The following is an 18,374-nucleotide window of genomic DNA, read 5'->3' on the forward strand; positions in this document are numbered from 1 at the left end:
TGATGGAGCAGCAGGGGGCGGAAGATGTACCGGTCATTTATCTCCACGAGATAAAGCGACAGTACTTGCAGGGCGAGGTGCCGCTGACGATCCTCGACGGCGCCAAGCTCGCGCTGTGGGCGGGCCAGTCCGTCGCGCTGGTGGCGCCGTCAGGCTCGGGCAAGTCGACGCTGCTGCACATTGCGGGTCTGTTGGAAGCGCCCGATTCCGGCGAGGTCTACGTCAATGGCGCGCCGACCTCGCAACTGCCCGACATCGAGCGCACCCAGCTTCGCCGCACCGATATCGGCTTCGTCTACCAGTCCCACCGGCTGTTGCCGGAGTTCTCGGCGCTGGAGAACGTCATGCTGCCGCAGATGATCCGCGGCCTCAAGAAATCCGAGAGCGTCAAGCGCGCCAAGGAGATCCTTGGCTATCTCGGCCTCGGCGAGCGCATCACGCACCGTCCGTCCGAGCTGTCGGGCGGCGAGCAGCAGCGCGTTGCAATCGCGCGCGCGGTGGCCAATGCTCCGCGGGTGCTGTTTGCGGACGAGCCGACCGGCAATCTCGATCCGCACACCGCTGACCACGTCTTCCAGGCCCTGATGCAGCTCGTCAAGGCGACCAAGGTCTCGATGCTGATCGCGACCCACAACATGGAGCTCGCCGGCCGGATGGACCGCCGCGTGTCGCTGTCGAACGGCCAGGTGGTCGAGCTCGAGTAAAAACCGCGAAAACAACCCCATGCACAGTAGCCAAGTGCTTGGGCGCACTGACGAAAAAAATGGTGCTCCCGGGAGGTTCAAGGCCGGATCACCGTCAATTTGAACGGCCCGCCATTGGCTGCGGCATGGGCTACCGCCTCATTGGCGTGGTCGAGGTCGAAGGCCGTGGCCTCGTACTCCTCCAGCCTCAGCAGTCCCGCGCGCACCAGCGCGATCAGGCGGCTTGCCGCATCCGGCGGATACATCCAGACGCCGTGGATGCTGATGCAGTTGCGCATGATCCAGGGGTAGGGCAGCTCGAGGCCAGCGCCGCCGGCCATGCCGACGCCACCCATCAGCACGACGCGGCCATTGGGGCGCACCGTCATGATCGCCGCGCGCACCACATTCGTGCTCACCGAGGGCGGCATGATGTCGAGCACGCAGTCGATCGGCCCGGGCGCCGCACGCTTCATGCTCTCGCGGTCGTGATCCTCGTTGCCGGAGAGTTTGACCGGCTTCACGCGATCGCCGAAACGGCGGACGAGGTCGGCCAAGATCTTGTCGTTGCGGCCGGGCGCGACCACGCAGGCCGCGCCCATCGCGAGCGCGACGGAGACGGCTGCGCTGCCGAAATTGCCGGTGGCCCCGCTCACCAGCACGGTCTCGCCGGGCTGAAGGCTGGCGGCGAGAAAGCCGCCATAGGGCACCAGCAGCGTCCCCAGCGCGCACCATCGCGTGGCGTCCTCCGACGCGATCGTGCCAAGCCGTTTGACGTTCTCCGTCGGCACCCGCATCTGCTCGGCGAACGAGCCATGGCGAAAATGCTGTTGCAGGCGCATGGCGCCGGCACCGGGGGCAGTGAGTCCTTGCAGGGCAATGTCGGGCGCTGCGGCGTCGTCGCGCGAGCGCACCGTCGGGTCGCAGAACACCCAGTCGCCAACGCTGAGCTTGGTTGCGTCCGGGCCGATGGCGCGCACCCGGCCGATGCCGCCTGGCCCCGGGATGATCGGCAGGTCGAGGGCATAGTTGCGTGCCCCGCTGAAGACCTCGTTCATGTAGGACAGCACCCGCGTTGCGATGACGTCCACGATGACCTCGCCCGTGCCGAGCACAGGGTCCGCGGCTTCCTCAATCGCAAGCGGCGATCCAAATGATTTCAATACGGCAGCTTTCATGATCTCACCTCAAAGTGGGTTGAAGCCCATATGCGCCGCCTTTCCAGGCCCAGGAAGGCCTGGTATTATCCTAGTATTCCCCAAGCCCTCCATCGAGGCACGTCACCATGGCCGACCCACGCCGCGTCGAATTCGGCGACTTCCTCAGGTCCCGCCGCGAAAAGCTGTCGCCGAAGACGGTCGGGCTTCCCGCGGGCCGGCGGCGTCGCACGGCGGGCCTGCGCCGCGAAGAGGTGGCGCAGCTCGCCGGCATCGGCGTCGACTGGTACATCCGCCTCGAGCAGGGCCGCACCGTCAGCCCCTCGGTCACCACCGTGGATGCGCTGGCGCGAGCGTTGCGCCTCAGCAAGACCGAGCACGCCCATCTCAAGGCACTTGCGCGCGACGGCGATAGGCGCGCGTTCACGCGCGAGATCGTGCCGCCCCCCGTTCGGCGGATGATCGAGAGCCTGGCGCAGCCGGCCTATGTCACGGGGCGGCGCTGGGACGTGCTGGCCTGGAACGCGGCGGCCGAGGAGATCTTCGGGTTCGGACAATTGCCCGAGCAGGACCGCAACACGCTGCTGCTGGTCATGACGAACAAGCAGACGCGAAAATTCTACGGTGCCGGCTGGGCTGACATCGCCAAGAGCATGGTCGCGATGTTTCGCGCCACTCACGACGTCTGGGCCGGCGATCCCGCCTTTACGGAATTGCTGACGCGGCTGCGCCAGGGCAGTCCGGAATTCGTCAAATGGTGGGAGGCGCACGAGATCCGCAGCACTGCCGCGGGCCTCAAGATCATGAACCATCCGACCAAGGGCGTGCTCCGGTTCGAGCACACGAGCTTTCAGGCCAATGACGATCCGGCGCTGAAGCTCGTGATCTACACGCCGGTGTAGATTGCGGAAACATGGGGTCGAAGCTCGTCACGTATGACGGTCGATGATCTGAAGGAGCCGATCGCAGGACGCCTCGATCCTCTTGTGGGGAGATGTGGCGACGCCCAGCAACAGGCCGGATCGCGCCGAGGCCGCGGACGCATGCCATAGCGACAGGGGCGTGGGCGCCAACCCAAACGATGCTGCTTCCCTCGCGATCGCGACGTCGGAGGTTCCGTCCGGCAGTCTCAGGACCGCGGCCAATCCGGCGATCGCAACGTCCTTCGCAACGTCCTTGGCGCGTGCCTTCAAATATTTCAGCAGCGCATCGCCTTGCGCGGCATAGGCCCGCTTCGTGCGTCGAAGATGCCGCAGATAGTGGCCGTCGCGGATGAATTCGGCGGTTGCGAGCTGTACGGAGGGCCCGGGCGCCGGAGCGAGGCATGCCGCTACCTCGGCAAAACGGGATGCCAGAGAGGCGGGTGCAACGACGAAGCCCAGCCGCAAGGCAGGAGTCAGGGTCTTGCTGAACGACCCGATGTGAATCACGCGCCCGAAACGATCGAGAGAGGCGAGCGCCGGTGTGGCCCGCCCTCTCAGCTGAAGCTCGCTCAGATAGTCGTCCTCGATCACCCACACCCCTTCCTGGGCTGCCCAGTCGAGAAGACATGAACGTCTTGCCAGCGACAAGGTGGAGCCAAGCGGTGCCTGCTGTCCTGGCGTCACGACCACCAACGCAGCATCAGGAGCGTGTTTCAGGCCGTAACGGACGTCAATGCCGTCTACATCAACCGGGATCGGCCTGATCGACAACCTTGCAAGCTCAAGGCCGTGTCTTGTGAAGGGGAAGCCCGGGTCCTCCATCCAGACCTTCTTCTGCTCGAGGCCGAGAACCCGCAGTGCCAGTCCGAGGCCGCTGCTGAAGCCGCCGGTGATGATGATCTGCGACGGTGCACATTCGATCCCCCGCGCCAGCGCGAGATATGCCGCAATGTCGCGCCTCAATTCCAGCTCGCCGCGGGGATCCCGATAAATGGCCGGTGCGCTGGTTTCCGCGCGCACCGCCCGCGTGCGCATCCTCGAGAAGAGCTTGGCGGGAAAGGTCTCGTGAGCGGGCACACCCATTTGGAAAACGGCCGGTCCCGCAGTGAGCTCCTGGTACATCTCCATGAACGAGCCGGGGTGGGGAGCGGCTTCCTGCCGAGGGGTAAAGGCGGGTCGATCCGCAACACGCGTTCCGGTCGCGCGCGACGCGACGATCAGTTGCGCAGAGGAAAGTTTTTCGTAGGCCGATCGCACGGTGCCGCGCGCCACGCCCAGCTGAGCCGCCAAATCCTGCCATGAGGGCAGACGAGCTCCCGGAGCCAGCACGCCGCTCTCGATGGCAGCTCCGATACCTCTGCGGATTTGTTCCGCCAATGGCGTCTTCGCAGATCGATCGAGCTCCAGCTGCAGCGGTTTGACCATGCCCCCGTGGTACACGATTTTCGTCCATTCTTGGTGCTTTTTTGTAGACCAGGGCGGGGCCATTTATCGGGCAGGGAAGTACATGGCGGAAGTACATGGCGACAGCCGCCGAACAGAACCGATCATGGAGTATGAAAATGGCTAAGCGTCTCGACTACGACCGCATTGCACCCGCAGGCATGAAAGCGCTCGGCGGCGTTTACGGCTATGTCATGCAGAGCAATCTTCCTGCAACGCTCGTCACTCTGGTTTATCTGCGCATTTCGCAGATCAACAATTGCGCCTACTGCCTCGACATGCACACGCGCGATCTGCTGAAGAGCGGACAGAAGATCGAAAAGATCGCGCTGGTGCAGGCCTGGGCGGAAGGCGGTCATCTCTTCGACGAGCGGGAGCGTGCCGCCCTCGCATGGGCTGAAACGGTGACCCGTGTGGCCGACACCGGCATCCCGGATCAAGCTTACGAGGCTGCCCGCGCCGTCTTCGAGGAGCGCGAGCTCGTCGATCTCACCATCGCGATCGGCCTGATGAATGCGTACAATCGCATGGCAATCAGCTTCCGAAATACGCCACAGGCCGCGAAAGAGATGGCAGCCTGACCCCGGTGCCGGACGGCAAGAGGGTAAACACATGCCATCGACTGCGACGGCATGTCCTGAGATATCGGCGATTCAAGGCAGGAGCTTGAAATGACCATCGCAATTTCCGGCGTGAAGATTCCCGACAGCAAGATCGCACGGGAGGCCGCCGAGCTGGTGCGCCAGTACGAAAACGACATGTTGTTCAACCACTCGGTCCGCGTCTTTGTGTTCGGCGCGATCAAGGGACATCGGCAAAATCTGAAATTCGATTCCGAGCTGCTCTACATCGCGGCGCTGTTCCATGATCTCGGGCTTGTCGACCATTACCATACACAGACCAAGCGATTTGAAGTTGATGGCGCCGATGCCGCCCGCGAATTTCTGAGGGGGCACGGCATCGACGAGCCAAAAGCCGATCTGGTTTGGGAGGCGATCGCGTTACATACGACGCCCGGAATTCCACAATACATGCGGCCGGAAATCGCTCTCACGAATGCGGGTGTGTTGGTCGACGTCGTGGGGATTGGCTATGACGAGTACTCGCCAGAGCAGCGCGACCAGGTGACCACCGCATTTCCGCGCGGTGATTTCAAGAACGAATTCCTTCAGGTACAAACCTGCTCGGCCTTGAAGAAGCCGCAGACCACGTTCGGGACTGTCAATTTCGATTACATCGAAGATCACGACCCCACATTTCACAAGCCGAACGCATGCACGCGCATCCGCAACACTCCCTGGCGGAGCTGACCTTCGGCGCGATGTTCGAGTTTCGCCACGTTGACTCATGGCGACGGTGCGGCCGGGGGCGTTACGCTGGCGTTCGGCTGCTGAATGGCCGGCCACGGGCTCTTCGGAGCCGGCGTCGCCGCCGCGCATGACGCCGCAAGCTGCGGCCACACTGACGTCAGGCCCGTCAAGTCGATGTCGAATTTCGTGATGTCCGCCTTGTCGTCGGGTAACAGCGTGGTTTCGCGGACATGGAGGGAGCGGGACGCCAGTATCGCCTTGAGCATGTCCGGATCGATGCTGCCACGCCAGACTTCGTATTTTCCGGTCCGCAACGCAGACCCTCCGGCCGCGTTGTCCGGAGCGGCGTCCGCCGTCACCAGGATGGTGGTCTTGCCGACGGCCGTCTCGTCGATCTCGCGCGCGAATGTCAACGGCACGCGCTTTCCGCTTTCGCAGGACAGACGCCATTCCATAGGCCGGAACGAAGCGCCGTTCTCCTTCAGCATCGCGAACTTGCGGGCGAAGGGGCGCGCTTCCTTTTCCAGTTTCCACGCCGTTTCGGCAAGCGAACGCGTGTCGATGCCGAAACGATAGAGCTCGGCGCGCGTCAGCAGGTGCAGGTTTTCGAACTTCACCGTCCGGATCAGATCGTCTAGCTCGCGGCTGATCCCCATCGCCGCGATGAACGCAGCGCGATCGCGATCGGCCCTGGCCATCCGGCGCTGCCTGTATTCCGCGACCGCCGCCGGAGGCGGATGCCCGTGAAAGGCAAGGACCAGCCTGGAATTATGGACCGCCAGCGCGGCGTCGGGGGCGACCTCGCGCGATGTCGCTCCGAGAAACAGGTAGCCGCAGGCCGAGTTGCACATCGCATGGTAAGTGGTGAGTTCGGCTTCCACCTCGCCGCCGGTATTTTTTATTTTCAGGCACGCGGCGTCCACCTGCGTGCCCGCGGCGCACGCCGTCGCGATGGTCCGGCCAACCCGACCGATCGCCTTGCGGCTGCGCGACAACCGCCCGATGACATAGGACTGCTCCACGTTTCCGCCCGGTGAATAGAGGTAGATCGGACGCTGCGTGTCCTTGACGCCGGCAAGGAAGCGGCGAATGCGCGGCGCAGCGTCCTGGTCGATATCGCCCTCGATGGCGATCCAGCGGTCGCAGCCCGGTCCGCAGGCGTCTGGTGGTCCCTTGGCAAGATAGATCGTCAGCCTGGATGCAAATCCAGTCTTCTCGGCCGGCGTCCCTTCGGCGTGCAATGCGCCAGGAAGCATCAGCGAGGCCAGGACAAGCAGACTACGGGCGAGCATGAAACGACGGGGACCACCCGCAGTGAAAAGCAGAGATCGATGTTACACGATGATCCGCGCAGCCACAACTTGCGGTGGCGCATCCGCACGGGTCTGTCCGCGACGGCTGGATTGGCAATCTGGCGGCGATGTGGGAGCAGGCAGAACAGCATCTCCCGAGGGGACGGTGACGACAGGAACCTAAATGCCATCATGCGGTTATCGCGCAGACAATTTGCGCGACCCGGCTGCATCACTCAGAAAGTCAGGCGGGCTACCTGTGGTCGAAGCGAACAGCAGCGGGACGATCAAGCAGTAGCTCCTCGTGGAGCTAGGAACGTGGCAGGGGAAGACCAATGACGACAGCGACCGGGATCCGCTCGGCCGATCGCAATTCCGTCTTAGCCACACTCGGCGACTTCATCCGAGAGATCAGCAATCCCGACGATCTCGCCTATGCTGCGGCGGAACTGCTCGGCCGCAGCCTGAACGTCAGCCGGGCGGGCTATGGCACGGTCGACACCTCAGCCGAGACCATCACCATTGTCCGCGACTGGAACGCACCGGGCATCCTGAGCCTCGCAGGCGTGCTGCGCTTCCGCGACTATGGCAGCTACATCGAAGATCTCAAGCGGGGCGAGACCGTCATCTGTGCCGATGCTGAAAAAGACCCTCGCGTCGGCGATCGTGCCGAGGCTCTCGAGGCGATCTCTGCGCGTGCGCTCGTCAACATGCCGATCTCGGAGGCCGATGGGGTCGTGGCGCTGCTGTATTTGAACAATGCCGGGCCGCGCGAATGGAGCCCCGAAGAGCTGGAGCTCATTCGCGATGTTGCCGAGCGTACGCGCACGGCCGTTGAGCGTCGCCGTGCTGAGACGGCCGTGCGGGAGAACGAAGCCCGGCTGCTTTTCCTGGACGCACTCAACAAGGAGACGGCCAGGACCCGCGATGCCGACGGCGTGATGGCGGTGACGACCAGGATGCTTGGCGAGCATCTCGAGGTATCGAGCTGTGCCTATGCCGATATGGATCCCGACCAGGACGGCTTCACCATACGCGGGGATTGGGCGGCGCCGGGCGCGGTGCATATCCTTGGTCACTACAGCCTGGCTGACTTCGGGAAGAAGGCGGTGCGAGAGCTCGGCGCCGGCAGGCCCCTGATCATCAATGACAATTTGAAGGAGCTTGCGCCTGAGGAAGCCGCCACTTTCCAGAACATCGGGATCGGTTCGACGATTTGCATGCCCTTGGTCAAAGAAGGGCAACTCACCGCCTTGATGGCGATCCATCACCGGGGCCCGCACCAGTGGACGCCGCGCGAACTCGCCTTGCTCACCGAAGTGACCGAACGGTCGTGGGCCCACATCGAGCGCGTCCGATCGGAACAGGCGGCGCGGGAGGCCGCCGAACGACTGACGCTTGCAAACAAGGCGGCTGGTATCGGCACCTGGGACTACGACCCGGTCAACAACGTTCTTCGATGGGATAGCCGCTGCAAGGAGGTGTTCGGTTTATCGCCGGACGCCGAAGTCAGCTATGAAGGGTCGTTCCTGAAGGGCCTTCATCCCGAAGACAGGCAGCGCGCCCACGAGGCCGTCTCCGCGGCGCTGACGCCGCACGCGCCGGCAAACTACAACATGGAATACCGGACCATTGGCATCGAGGATGGGGTCGAACGCTGGATCGCCGCGACCGGTCAAGCCATCTTTGCCAACGGCCAAGCTGTTCGGTTCATCGGAACGGTTCTGGATATCACCGCGCAAAAGAAAACCGAGCGTCATCTCAGAATACTCAATGATACCGGGGCCTCGGTCTCTCGCGAACGCGACCTCGACAAGATCGTCCAGATCGTGACGGATGCCGGCGTCGGACTCACCGGTGCTCAATTCGGCGCCTTTTTCTACAACGTTCTGGCGCCGGATGGCGGCAGCTACATGCTGTATTCGCTGTCTGGTGCGCCGCGATCCGCGTTTGAAAACTTTCCGATCCCGCGTAACACAGCCGTCTTTGGCCCGACCTTCGAGGGCTCCGGCGTGGTGAGGTCCGACGATATCCTGCGGGACCCCCGCTATGGCAAGAACGCGCCGCGGAAAGGCATGCCCGAGGGCCATCTTCCGGTCCGATCCTACCTGGCGGTCCCTGTGATCTCGCGCACCGGCGAAGTTTTCGGCGGACTTTTCTTCGGTCACGCCGAGACGGGTAAATTCCAAGCCGAGCAGGAGTCCGCGTTGCTTGGTATTGCGGGCCATGCCGCCACCGCTATCGACAACGCCCAGCTCTTGACCCGGCTCGAGGCGCTCAACGCCGGATTGGAGCAACGTGTTGCCGACGAAATTGCCGAGCGCATGAAGGCCGAAGAGCAATTGCGGCAATCCCAGAAGATGGAAGCCGTCGGGCAGTTGACCGGCGGCATTGCCCACGACTTCAACAATATGCTGGCCGTGATTCTCGGCAGCCTGAATCTTGCCAAGCGGCGGCTCGGCAGGGGAGAGGTCAGCATAGACCGCTTCATCGAGGGCGCCATCGACGGTGCAAATCGCGCAGCCACGTTGACGCAGAGGCTGCTCGCGTTCTCGCGCCAACAGCCGCTCGCGCCTGAGGTCGTGGACATCAACAAGATGGTCGGCGGGATGAGCGAGTTGCTCGAGCGCTCGCTGGGCGAGCTGATCCGCCTCGAGACGGTGCTGGCGGCTGGCCTCTGGCGGGTCAAGGCAGACCCGGCCCAGCTGGAAAGCGCGATGATCAACCTCGCGGTCAATGCGCGCGATGCCATGCCGAAGGGCGGCAGGCTGACAGTAGAAACCAGCAACGTCTCGATAGACCGAAAATATGCTCGCGAGTATGCACTCGCACCCGGGCAGTACGTTCTCGTGGCCGTGACGGACAACGGCACGGGAATTCCGGCCGACGTGCTGGGCAAGGTGTTCGATCCGTTTTTCACGACCAAGGTCGTGGGCAGGGGCACCGGTCTCGGCCTCAGTCAGGTCTACGGTTTCGTGCGGCAGTCGGGCGGCCATGTCAAAATTTACTCGGAAGTCGATGTTGGCACGACCGTGAAGATCTACCTTCCACGCTTCGCCGGCGAGGAGGCGGGCTCAGCTCTGTCACAGGAAGAAATACCCGCCGGTGCAAGCCATCAGAACGAAACCATTCTCGTCGTGGAAGACGACGAGCGCGTCCGCAACATTTCGTCCGAAAGCCTGCGCGAACTTGGCTACAACGTCATCGAGGCAGCCAGCGCCAAAGAGGCGATCAGGACGATCGAAAATGGTTTCGTTCCAGATCTGCTGTTCACGGATGTCGTCATGCCCGACATGACCGGCGCCGAGCTGGCGGCCGAGCTGTCGAAACGATACCCGGCGCTGAAAGTGCTGTTCACCACCGGCTACACGCGCAATGCAATCGTTCACAATGGCGTGCTCGATGCCGGCAAGCATCTGCTTCCCAAGCCCTTCGCTATCGAAGACCTGGCTGCCAAAGTCCGCACCTTGCTCGACGAGATCTGAACGCGTTTTGGAAACGATCTCTTCCGTTTGCAAGCTGCCTTCACAAGGGCTATGTCCCGGCTTTCGGAAGAGCATGACATGACAATCTCGGATGACAACGACCTCGCGCGCCTGAAGGAGATCGGGCGCATTGTCGCCAATACCCTGGAGGCAATGGGAAAGGCGCTCGAGCCGGGCATGTCCACCTCGGAGCTCGACCAGATCGGGCGAACGCTGCTGGAGGCCGCCGGTGCACGTTCGGCTCCGGAGCTGGCCTACGACTTTCCGGGCGCAACCTGCATCAGCGTGAACGAGGAGATCGCTCATGGCATCCCCGGCGATCGGCGGATCGCGCGCGGGGACCTCGTGAACATCGACGTGTCAGCCGAGAAGAACGGCTTCTTTGCGGATACGGGAGCCTCATTCGCCGTTCCACCCGCAACCCGCGCGGTCGAACGTCTTTGCAGGGACGGCCGGCGGGCGATGTGGACGGGCCTGCAGCAGGTCGGAGCCGGCAAACCGATTGCCGGTATCGGTCAGGCCATCGGGACCTTTGCGCGGAAGAACGGTTACAGCCTGGTCAGGAACCTTGCCAGTCACGGCGTCGGCCTGTCGCTCCACCAGGAGCCGACGGAGATCGCAACGTGGCCCGACCGCTCCGAACGCCGCATCATGAGCGAAGGCCTCGTGTTCACCGTCGAGCCGTTCCTGTCCCTTGGCGCGGAATGGGCAGAGGATGGCGATGATCCATGGACGCTCTACAGCAGCCCCGAGGCGCCGACCGTTCAATACGAGCACACCGTGATCGCCACGCGAAGCGGACCGTTGATCGTTACGATGGCTGGTTAAGGAGGCTCCTCAAGCCACCGGATCTCGGGCAGCATCCGAACGGGTTCGATCATCCAGAGCCAGCGGCGGCGCCGGTCTCGCCGACCAGATTGCCGAGCGTGGCGTCGGAAGCTCAACGCAAGGCGGGCCGCATATCGAAGTCCCGATTTAATTGACGCGCCGCGAGTGGCGAGGGGGCTTCTTCTGCGCAAAATACGGGTTCGCCACGCACGTCGCTGACCGACCGAGGGCTAAAAATCTGCACTGCTCGAGAGAGGTGTAGCGGCAATCGAAATAGCCGACGGGACCGTAGATCTGCATGCAGACCGGATAGCTCGGATCGTAGGTCTGCGCGTGCGCAGGCGCGCCGGCGAGCAGCAGGCCGATCGCGAGGAGCGCGAAGCGAGCGCGACGCATCTCAGCGCGGCAAATAGTAACCGGGCGAATAACCCGGCACCTGCGCGCGCGGCCTGTTCTGATACGCGTAGGGATCGTCGCTCTGGCCTGCGAAATACGGGTTCGCGATGCAGGTGAGCGCGCGGCCCGACGAACTCGCCTGGCACTGCGCGTAAGTGTCGAACGTGCAATTGCTCAGCCCCGGCCATTCATCGCCGGTGAGGCAGAAGGCATGGTGGGTCCCGAACGCGCGCGCAGGCACGCTTGCGCTAAGCGTGAAACCAAATGTGGCGAGGGCGAGCGAAAATGTGGCGACAATGGGGAGAGCAATTCGTCTGCGCATTCGATTCTCCAATCACGCGAACGTGCGCGCGACGTTGTTACGCGCGCATGCTGCGTATGTCGTGTAGTCGACAATGGAACTCATGAAAACTCTTGTTTCAAAGGGTTTCCCGCGCGCGCTGGTAAATCTTCATTAATGAAGCGCGATCCTTTGGCGCGAACTGTGGCGTCGAGGTTACAGCAATTCTGTCGAGCGCTGCTATGACGACGCTACGGCCCGGGGGCCTAACGACGAAACTGGAACGGGAATCAAATGAACAAGAATCTGTTGCTTGCTGCTGTGAGCCTTGTCGCGCTCGGCGCGACCGCACCGGCGGTGGCTGCTGACCTCGCTGCGCGGCCTTACACCAAGGCGCCGGCGATGGTCGCCGCGATCTACGACTGGAGCGGCTTCTACATCGGCGTCAACGGCGGCGGCGGTTCCGCCCATTCGACTTGGGATCTCGTCGGCGGTGGCCGCGAGGGTTCGCACGATGCGACCGGCGGCACGGTCGGCGGCCAGATCGGCTACCGCATGCAGTCGGGCCAGTGGGTGTTCGGTATCGAAGGTCAGGGCAACTGGGCTGACTTCTCGGGCGACAACGTCAGCGCGCTGTTCGCGACGCGCAACCGCTCCAAGATCGACTCGTTCGGTCTGATCACCGGTCAGATCGGCTACGCCTGGAACAACGTCCTCCTTTACGCCAAGGGCGGTGCGGCTGTCGCCGGCAGCAAGTATGAAGTCTCGACCCTTGGCGGGGCGCTGCTGTCCTCGAACGATCAGACCCGTTGGGGTGGCACGATCGGTGCCGGCCTCGAGTACGGTTTCGCCCCGAACTGGTCGGTTGGCGTCGAGTACAACCACATCTTCCTGCAGGACAAGAACGTCACGTTCGCAGGCCTGGTTGGCACCGATCGCATCCGCCAGGACGTCGACATGGGCCTCGTTCGCTTGAACTACAAGTTCGGCGGCCCGAGCCTCGGCCGTTACTGAGTAAAAGACTGCTATCGATCGCTCGACTTCGAGCGGTTGGCGAAAGCCCCGGCCATCGGCCGGGGCTTTTTTGTTGCTTAAATTCAGCGGGTTAACCATTCTGTTTGGAGATGGTCGAGATGGCTTGACTCCCGAGAACGAAATGAGAACAATGTTCTTCATACGTTCTCACCATGGAGTAAGCCATGTTCAGGATTTTCGTTGAAGAGGCCGCCGCGTTGGCGTCGATCGCGCTGTTTGTCGGGATGATTGCGATCTGGGCCCAGGTGCTCCCGCAGCTCTAGGCGCGGGCCTAGGTTGGGGAAAAGCAGGACGACGCGGCCGATCGGCCGCTCCGGCGTGGACTCTGGCACCATGACGCCCCACCATTATGAGGCGAGTCGGCCGGGCGAGTGCAGGATGCCTCCGGTGCCGGTGACCGCTCCATCTCATCTGCAAGAGGCCGTCACGCGACCATGCCGAGCGCCGGATTTGTCCACCTTCACGTTCACTCGGCCTATTCGCTGCTCAAGGGCTCGATCAAGATCGCCAAGCTCGCCGAGCTAGCGAAGAAAGACCATCAGCCGGCGCTGGCGTTGACCGACACCGACAACATGTTCGGTGCGCTGGAGTTCTCCGACAAGATGGCGGGCTCCGGTATCCAGCCGATCGTGGGCTGCGAGATCGCGATCGAGTTCGGCGACCAGGATCCCAATGCGCGCAACGTGCTGCTGCCCTCGCGCGTGGTGCTGCTGGCCGCGCAGGAGCGCGGCTATCGCAGCCTGATGCGGCTGAACTCGCGCGCGTTCCTGGAGACGCCCGACACTCATGCTCCCCACATCAAGTTCGACTGGCTCGAAGGCGAGACCGAAGGTCTGATCGCGCTGACGGGCGGTCCGGACGGACCGATCTCGCTGGCGCTTGCCGGCGGTTATACCGAGCTCGCGGCGGCGCGCTGCGAGCGTCTGGCCAGCCTGTTCGGAGACCGTCTCTACATCGAATTGCAGCGCCACAACATCGAGAAGGAGCGGCGGGTCGAAAGCAGCCTGATTGACATCGCCTACACCAAGGGCCTGCCGCTGGTTGCGACCAACGAGCCGTATTTCGCCACGACCGACGATTATGAAGCCCATGACGCGCTGCTCTGCATCGCCGGCGGGCGGCTGATCGCGGAGACCGAGCGCGAGCAGCTCACGCCCGATCACCGCTTCAAGACCCGCGCCGAGATGGCGGTGCTGTTCGCCGACATTCCGGAGGCGCTGGCCTCGACGGTGGAGATCGCCGAGCGCTGCTCGTTCCGGCCGATGACGCGCAAGCCGATCCTGCCGTTCTTCACGGTCGGCGCTGCCGCAAGCTCCGATGCCGCCGCAGTCGAGGCGGCCGAATTGAAGCGGCAGGCGGAGGAGGGGCTCGCCAACCGCCTGCGCGTGCACGGCCTCTCGCAAGGCACGACGGAAGAAGATTACAACGCGCGGCTTGCGTTCGAGCTCGACGTCATCATGCGCATGAAATACGCGGGCTACTTTCTGATCGTCTCCGACTTCATCAAATGGGCAAAGGGCCAGGGCATTCCGGTCGGGCCGGGCCGCGGCTCCGGCGCAGGCTCGCTGGTGGCGTGGGCGCTGACCATCACCGACCTCGACCCGATCAAGTTCGGCCTGCTGTTCGAGCGCTTCCTTAATCCGGAACGCGTCTCGATGCCGGACTTCGACATCGACTTCTGCCAGGATCGCCGCGGCGAGGTGATCAGGTACGTCCAGGAGCGCTACGGTCGCGACCAGGTCGCGCAGATCATCACCTTCGGGACGCTGCAGGCGCGCGGCGTGCTGCGCGACGTCGGCCGCGTGCTGCAGATGCCCTATGGCCAGGTCGACAAGCTCACAAAACTCGTGCCGCAGAATCCGGCCGCGCCGGTGACGCTGGCCGCCGCGATCGAGAGCGAGCCAAAACTCCAGGCGTTCCGCGACGAGGATCCGGTGGTGGCGCGCGCCTTCGACATCGCGCAGCGCCTCGAAGGCCTGACCCGTCACGCCTCGACGCACGCGGCCGGCATCGTGATCGGCGATCGCCCGCTGAGCGAACTCGTGCCGATGTATCGCGATCCCAAATCCGACATGCCGGTGACCCAGTTCAACATGAAATGGGTCGAGCCCGCGGGCCTCGTGAAGTTCGACTTCCTCGGCCTGAAAACGCTGACCGTACTCGACGTCGCGTGCAAACTGCTCAAGCCGCGCAACATCCACGTCGATCTCGCGACGCTGCCGATCGACGATGCCGAAAGCTACCAGATGCTGGCGCGCGGCGAGGTGGTCGGCGTGTTCCAGGTTGAAAGCCAGGGCATGCGGCGCGCGCTGGTCGACATGCGCCCCGACCGTTTCGAGGACATCATCGCGCTGGTCGCGCTCTATCGACCGGGTCCGATGGCGAACATCCCGACCTATTGCGCGCGCAAGCACGGCGACGAGGAGCCGGAATATCTCCACCCCGTGCTGGAGCCGATTCTCAAGGAGACCTTCGGCGTCATCATCTACCAGGAACAGGTGATGCAGATCGCGCAGGTGATGTCGGGCTATTCGCTTGGCGACGCCGACCTGCTGCGCCGCGCCATGGGCAAGAAGATCCGCGCCGAGATGGAGAAGCAGCGCGAGATCTTCGTCGCAGGCGCAGTGAAGAACGGCGTGCCGAAGGGGCAGGCCGATACCATCTTCGAGCTGCTGGCGAAATTCGCCGACTACGGCTTCAACAAGAGCCACGCGGCGGCCTATGCGCTGGTGTCCTACCACACCGCCTACATGAAGGCGCATTACCCGGTGGAGTTCATCGCCGCGTCGATGACGCTTGATCTCAACAATACCGACAAGCTGTCCGAATTCCGCGCCGAGGCGCAGCGCCTCGGCATCAAGGTCGAGCCGCCCAATGTCAACCGTTCCGGCGCGACTTTCGAAGTCGGCGACAAGACCATCTACTACGCGCTCGCGGCGCTGAAGGGCGTCGGTATTGCGGCCGTCGAGCAGATCATCGCGGAGCGGACCAAAAACGGCATGTTCACCTCGCTCGCCGACTTTGCCGCGCGGGTGTCGCCGCGCGCGATCAACAAGCGCATCATCGAAAGCCTCGCCGCCGCGGGCGCCTTCGACACGCTGGAGCCGAACAGGGCGCGGGTCTTCGCCGGCGCCGACTCGATTCTCGCCGCATGCCAGCGGGCGAACGAAGCTGCAACCATCGGCCAGAACGACATGTTCGGCAGCTCGGCCGACGCGCCGACCATCATGCTGCCGCAGATCGAGCCCTGGTTGCCGGCCGAGCGGCTGCGCCGCGAATATGACGCGATCGGCTTCTTCCTGTCGGGACATCCGCTCGACGATTACGCCACCGTGCTGAAGCGGCTGCGCGTGCAGTCCTGGGCCGAGTTCTCCCGCGCGGTGAAGACCGGCGCCACCGCCGGCAAGGTCGCGGCCACCGTGGTGTCGCGCATGGAGCGGCGGACCAAGACCGGCAACAAGATGGGCATCATGGGGCTCTCTGATCCCACGGGTCACTTTGAGGCGGTGCTGTTCTCCGAAGGCCTCGCGCAATATCGCGACGTCCTGGAACCGGGCGCCGCGGTGCTGCTCCAGCTCGGCGCCGAGCTCCAGGGCGAGGACGTCCGCGCGCGCGTGCTGCACGCCGAGCCGCTGGACGAGGCCGCGGCCAAGACGCAGAAGGGCCTGCGCATCTTCGTGCGCGACACCAAGCCGCTGGAATCGATCGCCAAGCGTCTCGCCGGCCCCGACATGGCGAACGGCGCCGCGCCGAAGGTCGGCAGTCCGGGCATCGCGCCCCGCTCCAACGGCGACGGCGAGGTCTCGCTGGTCATGATGCTCGACCTCGAAACCGAGGTCGAGATGAAGCTGCCCGGCCGCTTCAAGGTCTCGCCGCAGATCGCCGGCGCCATCAAGGCGGTCGCCGGTGTGGTGGACGTGCAGCAGCTCTAGCAACGCGCACGGTGTTGCAGGCGGCTGTATGTCTTGCGCGGGACATGCGGCGGCCCTGTTGCAACCTTTCGCTGTTTTCGGTTAGCATGCACTCGGGGAAAATTTGGGGGCGTGATGCTATTGCGTGGGCTGGTATTGCTCGTGGCTGCGGCACTGCTGTGCGGCTGTGAGACGGCGAGGAGCGGGCTTGGATATTCGGAGACGGTACGAAAGCTGGGTCCGCCGAAAGCCGGGCAGGCCCGTGTCGTCGTGTTTCGCGAGAAAGGCTTCGGCGGCATCGGCGATCCGGACTGGGAATTTTCCCTCGACGGTACGCCGATCAAGGGCCTGAAGACCGGGACATATGTCTATGTCGATCGCCCGGCAGGCCAGCACCAGTTCGTAGCAGAGGAGGCGGCGCTCGGCGTCACGCGCGTGGACTTTTCGGCTCAGTCCGGCCAGACCGTGTTCTTCGTAGCGCGCTTCAGTCAGCTTAAGAGCGCCATGATCGCGAATGCGAGCACGGGGGTGCTGGGCTGGGGTCTCACGCTTGCGATGACGTCCGGCTATAAAAATCAGGGGCCGCTGGATTTCCTGCCCTTGGATGAATCGGCCGCCAGGACGACGATCGCAGAGCTTCGGTTGGCAGAATAGCCTCCGCGCGAAATTCGAGCTCCGCCCGCACCGTCATTTGTGGTGTCGTCACAGCGTTGCGGCTATGATCGCCGTGAGGCCGTTCGTCCATCGCGCCGGGAGGGAACGTGACATGTGCGACAAGTGCTATGAATCCCCACATGAGAGGATCGCGCCGTCGCGACGATCCGCGATGTTGTTGGGTGCCTCGGCGCTCGGCCTCGCCCTGACCGGCAGAGCCTTCGCCAAAGAGACCAAGGCGCCGCCCAAGCCGCAGAACGTGCTGTCGCCCGACGCATCATTGAAGCGCCTGACGGAAGGCAATGCCCGCTATGTCGACGGCGTGTCGCGGCGGCACGATTTCAAGCACGAGCGCGAGGCGTTGGTCGGCGGACAGAATCCGTTCGCGGCCGTACTGAGCTGTGCCGATTCGCGCATCGCGCCGGAATATGCCTTCGACACTGGCCGCGGCGATCTGTTCGTTTGCCGCGTCGCCGGAAATTTTGCCGGCACCGAAACCATCGCCAGCATGGAATACGCGGTGGCCGTGCTGAATGCGCCGCTGATCCTCGTGCTCGGCCATGACGCTTGCGGCGCGGTCGATGCGACGCTGAAGGCGATCAAGGACAACAAGCCGCCGCCGGGCCATATTCCATCGCTGGTCGATGCGATCACGCCTGCAGCGAAGGCTGCGATGCAGCAGGGTGGGGACGTCCTCGACAAGGCGATCCGGCAGAACGTCATCGACAACGTCGCGAAGCTGAAGTCGGCAGCGCCGATCCTCAATGCGGCCGTGGAGCAGGGCAAGCTGAAGGTCGTCGGCGGCATCTATCGGCTCACGACGGGAACGGTCGACCTGATCGCGCAGGTCTGACGAGACGAACCGGCTCGCGCCGGTTCGTTGTCGCGAGGCTGACGCAGGCGCCCTGGCGTTGGTGCCGGGCGCCATGCCGCCGCCTCAATCCAAGCCTTCGTTATTTGGAAGCCTTTCGTTCAAG

15 protein-coding genes are annotated in these 18,374 nt (G+C 63.7%); 10 read left to right on the forward strand and 5 right to left on the reverse strand.

The genetic code is table 11. The features are described 5' to 3' along the window. Nucleotides 1-2 precede the first annotated feature (2 nt). Nucleotides 3-704 carry an ABC transporter ATP-binding protein gene (locus RX329_RS21165; protein WP_018455056.1) on the forward strand — a complete coding sequence of 234 codons (702 nt, stop codon included), beginning with the start codon at nucleotides 3-5 and terminating at the stop codon, nucleotides 702-704. A gap of 77 nt (nucleotides 705-781) precedes the next feature. On the opposite strand, the gene RX329_RS21170 is transcribed toward RX329_RS21165, so the two are convergent. After that, nucleotides 782-1,861, reverse strand: a complete 1,080-nt coding sequence (locus tag RX329_RS21170; protein ID WP_018455055.1) for a zinc-binding dehydrogenase — start codon at nucleotides 1,859-1,861, stop codon at nucleotides 782-784. A gap of 107 nt (nucleotides 1,862-1,968) precedes the next feature. Between RX329_RS21170 and RX329_RS21175 the strand changes: the two genes are divergently transcribed. After that, nucleotides 1,969-2,742 (forward strand): helix-turn-helix transcriptional regulator, encoded by a 774-nt coding sequence (locus RX329_RS21175; RefSeq protein WP_018455054.1) that lies wholly within the window; start codon nucleotides 1,969-1,971, stop codon nucleotides 2,740-2,742. A 27-nt stretch (nucleotides 2,743-2,769) separates the two neighbouring features. On the opposite strand, the gene RX329_RS21180 is transcribed toward RX329_RS21175, so the two are convergent. Further along, on the reverse strand, nucleotides 2,770-4,188 hold the full coding sequence (locus RX329_RS21180) for a PLP-dependent aminotransferase family protein (RefSeq protein ID WP_085384787.1): 1,419 nt from the start codon (nucleotides 4,186-4,188) through the stop codon (nucleotides 2,770-2,772). A 137-nt stretch (nucleotides 4,189-4,325) separates the two neighbouring features. Between RX329_RS21180 and RX329_RS21185 the strand changes: the two genes are divergently transcribed. Together RX329_RS21185 and RX329_RS21190 are read left to right on the forward strand one after the other, a co-directional pair. Beyond that, on the forward strand, nucleotides 4,326-4,787 hold the full coding sequence (locus RX329_RS21185; RefSeq protein ID WP_085353296.1) for a carboxymuconolactone decarboxylase family protein: 462 nt from the start codon (nucleotides 4,326-4,328) through the stop codon (nucleotides 4,785-4,787). Nucleotides 4,788-4,877: 90 nt separating this feature from the next. Further along, complete coding sequence (locus tag RX329_RS21190; RefSeq protein WP_085353295.1) at nucleotides 4,878-5,516, forward strand: HD domain-containing protein; 639 nt, start codon at nucleotides 4,878-4,880, stop codon at nucleotides 5,514-5,516. A gap of 35 nt (nucleotides 5,517-5,551) precedes the next feature. Here RX329_RS21190 and RX329_RS21195 read toward each other — a convergent pair whose 3' ends face one another. Further along, nucleotides 5,552-6,808 carry a hypothetical protein gene (locus RX329_RS21195; protein WP_317246380.1) on the reverse strand — a complete coding sequence of 419 codons (1,257 nt, stop codon included), beginning with the start codon at nucleotides 6,806-6,808 and terminating at the stop codon, nucleotides 5,552-5,554. A gap of 335 nt (nucleotides 6,809-7,143) precedes the next feature. On the opposite strand from RX329_RS21195, the gene RX329_RS21200 reads away from it, so the two are divergent. Then, nucleotides 7,144-10,293: a GAF domain-containing protein gene (locus tag RX329_RS21200; RefSeq protein ID WP_317246381.1), complete on the forward strand. Its 3,150-nt coding sequence runs from the start codon at nucleotides 7,144-7,146 to the stop codon at nucleotides 10,291-10,293. Between the two features lie 78 nt (nucleotides 10,294-10,371). Beyond that, nucleotides 10,372-11,121, forward strand: a complete 750-nt coding sequence (map, locus tag RX329_RS21205; RefSeq protein WP_204511325.1) for a type I methionyl aminopeptidase — start codon at nucleotides 10,372-10,374, stop codon at nucleotides 11,119-11,121. Nucleotides 11,122-11,268: 147 nt separating this feature from the next. Here map and RX329_RS21210 read toward each other — a convergent pair whose 3' ends face one another. Both RX329_RS21210 and RX329_RS21215 read right to left on the reverse strand, forming a co-directional pair. Further along, complete coding sequence (locus RX329_RS21210) at nucleotides 11,269-11,517, reverse strand: DUF3551 domain-containing protein (protein WP_018455048.1); 249 nt, start codon at nucleotides 11,515-11,517, stop codon at nucleotides 11,269-11,271. Nucleotide 11,518: 1 nt separating this feature from the next. Then, nucleotides 11,519-11,839, reverse strand: coding sequence for a DUF3551 domain-containing protein (locus RX329_RS21215; protein WP_018455047.1), 321 nt, complete (start codon nucleotides 11,837-11,839; stop codon nucleotides 11,519-11,521). Between the two features lie 252 nt (nucleotides 11,840-12,091). On the opposite strand from RX329_RS21215, the gene RX329_RS21220 reads away from it, so the two are divergent. The 4 genes from RX329_RS21220 to RX329_RS21235 all read left to right on the forward strand — a co-directional run bounded on the left by RX329_RS21220 (nucleotide 12,092) and on the right by RX329_RS21235 (nucleotide 18,250). Then, nucleotides 12,092-12,811 carry an outer membrane protein gene (locus tag RX329_RS21220; protein ID WP_085394829.1) on the forward strand — a complete coding sequence of 240 codons (720 nt, stop codon included), beginning with the start codon at nucleotides 12,092-12,094 and terminating at the stop codon, nucleotides 12,809-12,811. A 455-nt stretch (nucleotides 12,812-13,266) separates the two neighbouring features. Continuing rightward, nucleotides 13,267-16,764 (forward strand): DNA polymerase III subunit alpha, encoded by a 3,498-nt coding sequence (dnaE, locus tag RX329_RS21225; protein WP_317246382.1) that lies wholly within the window; start codon nucleotides 13,267-13,269, stop codon nucleotides 16,762-16,764. Between the two features lie 114 nt (nucleotides 16,765-16,878). After that, a complete protein-coding gene (locus RX329_RS21230; protein ID WP_317246433.1) occupies nucleotides 16,879-17,397 on the forward strand; it encodes a hypothetical protein in 519 nt (172 codons plus the stop codon). 112 nt (nucleotides 17,398-17,509) lie between these two features. Then, nucleotides 17,510-18,250: a carbonic anhydrase gene (locus RX329_RS21235; protein ID WP_410706465.1), complete on the forward strand. Its 741-nt coding sequence runs from the start codon at nucleotides 17,510-17,512 to the stop codon at nucleotides 18,248-18,250. The last annotated feature ends 124 nt before the right edge of the window (nucleotides 18,251-18,374 follow it).

This window comes from Bradyrhizobium sp. BWC-3-1 (genome assembly GCF_032917965.1).
Taxonomy (GTDB): domain Bacteria; phylum Pseudomonadota; class Alphaproteobacteria; order Rhizobiales; family Xanthobacteraceae; genus Bradyrhizobium; species Bradyrhizobium canariense_D.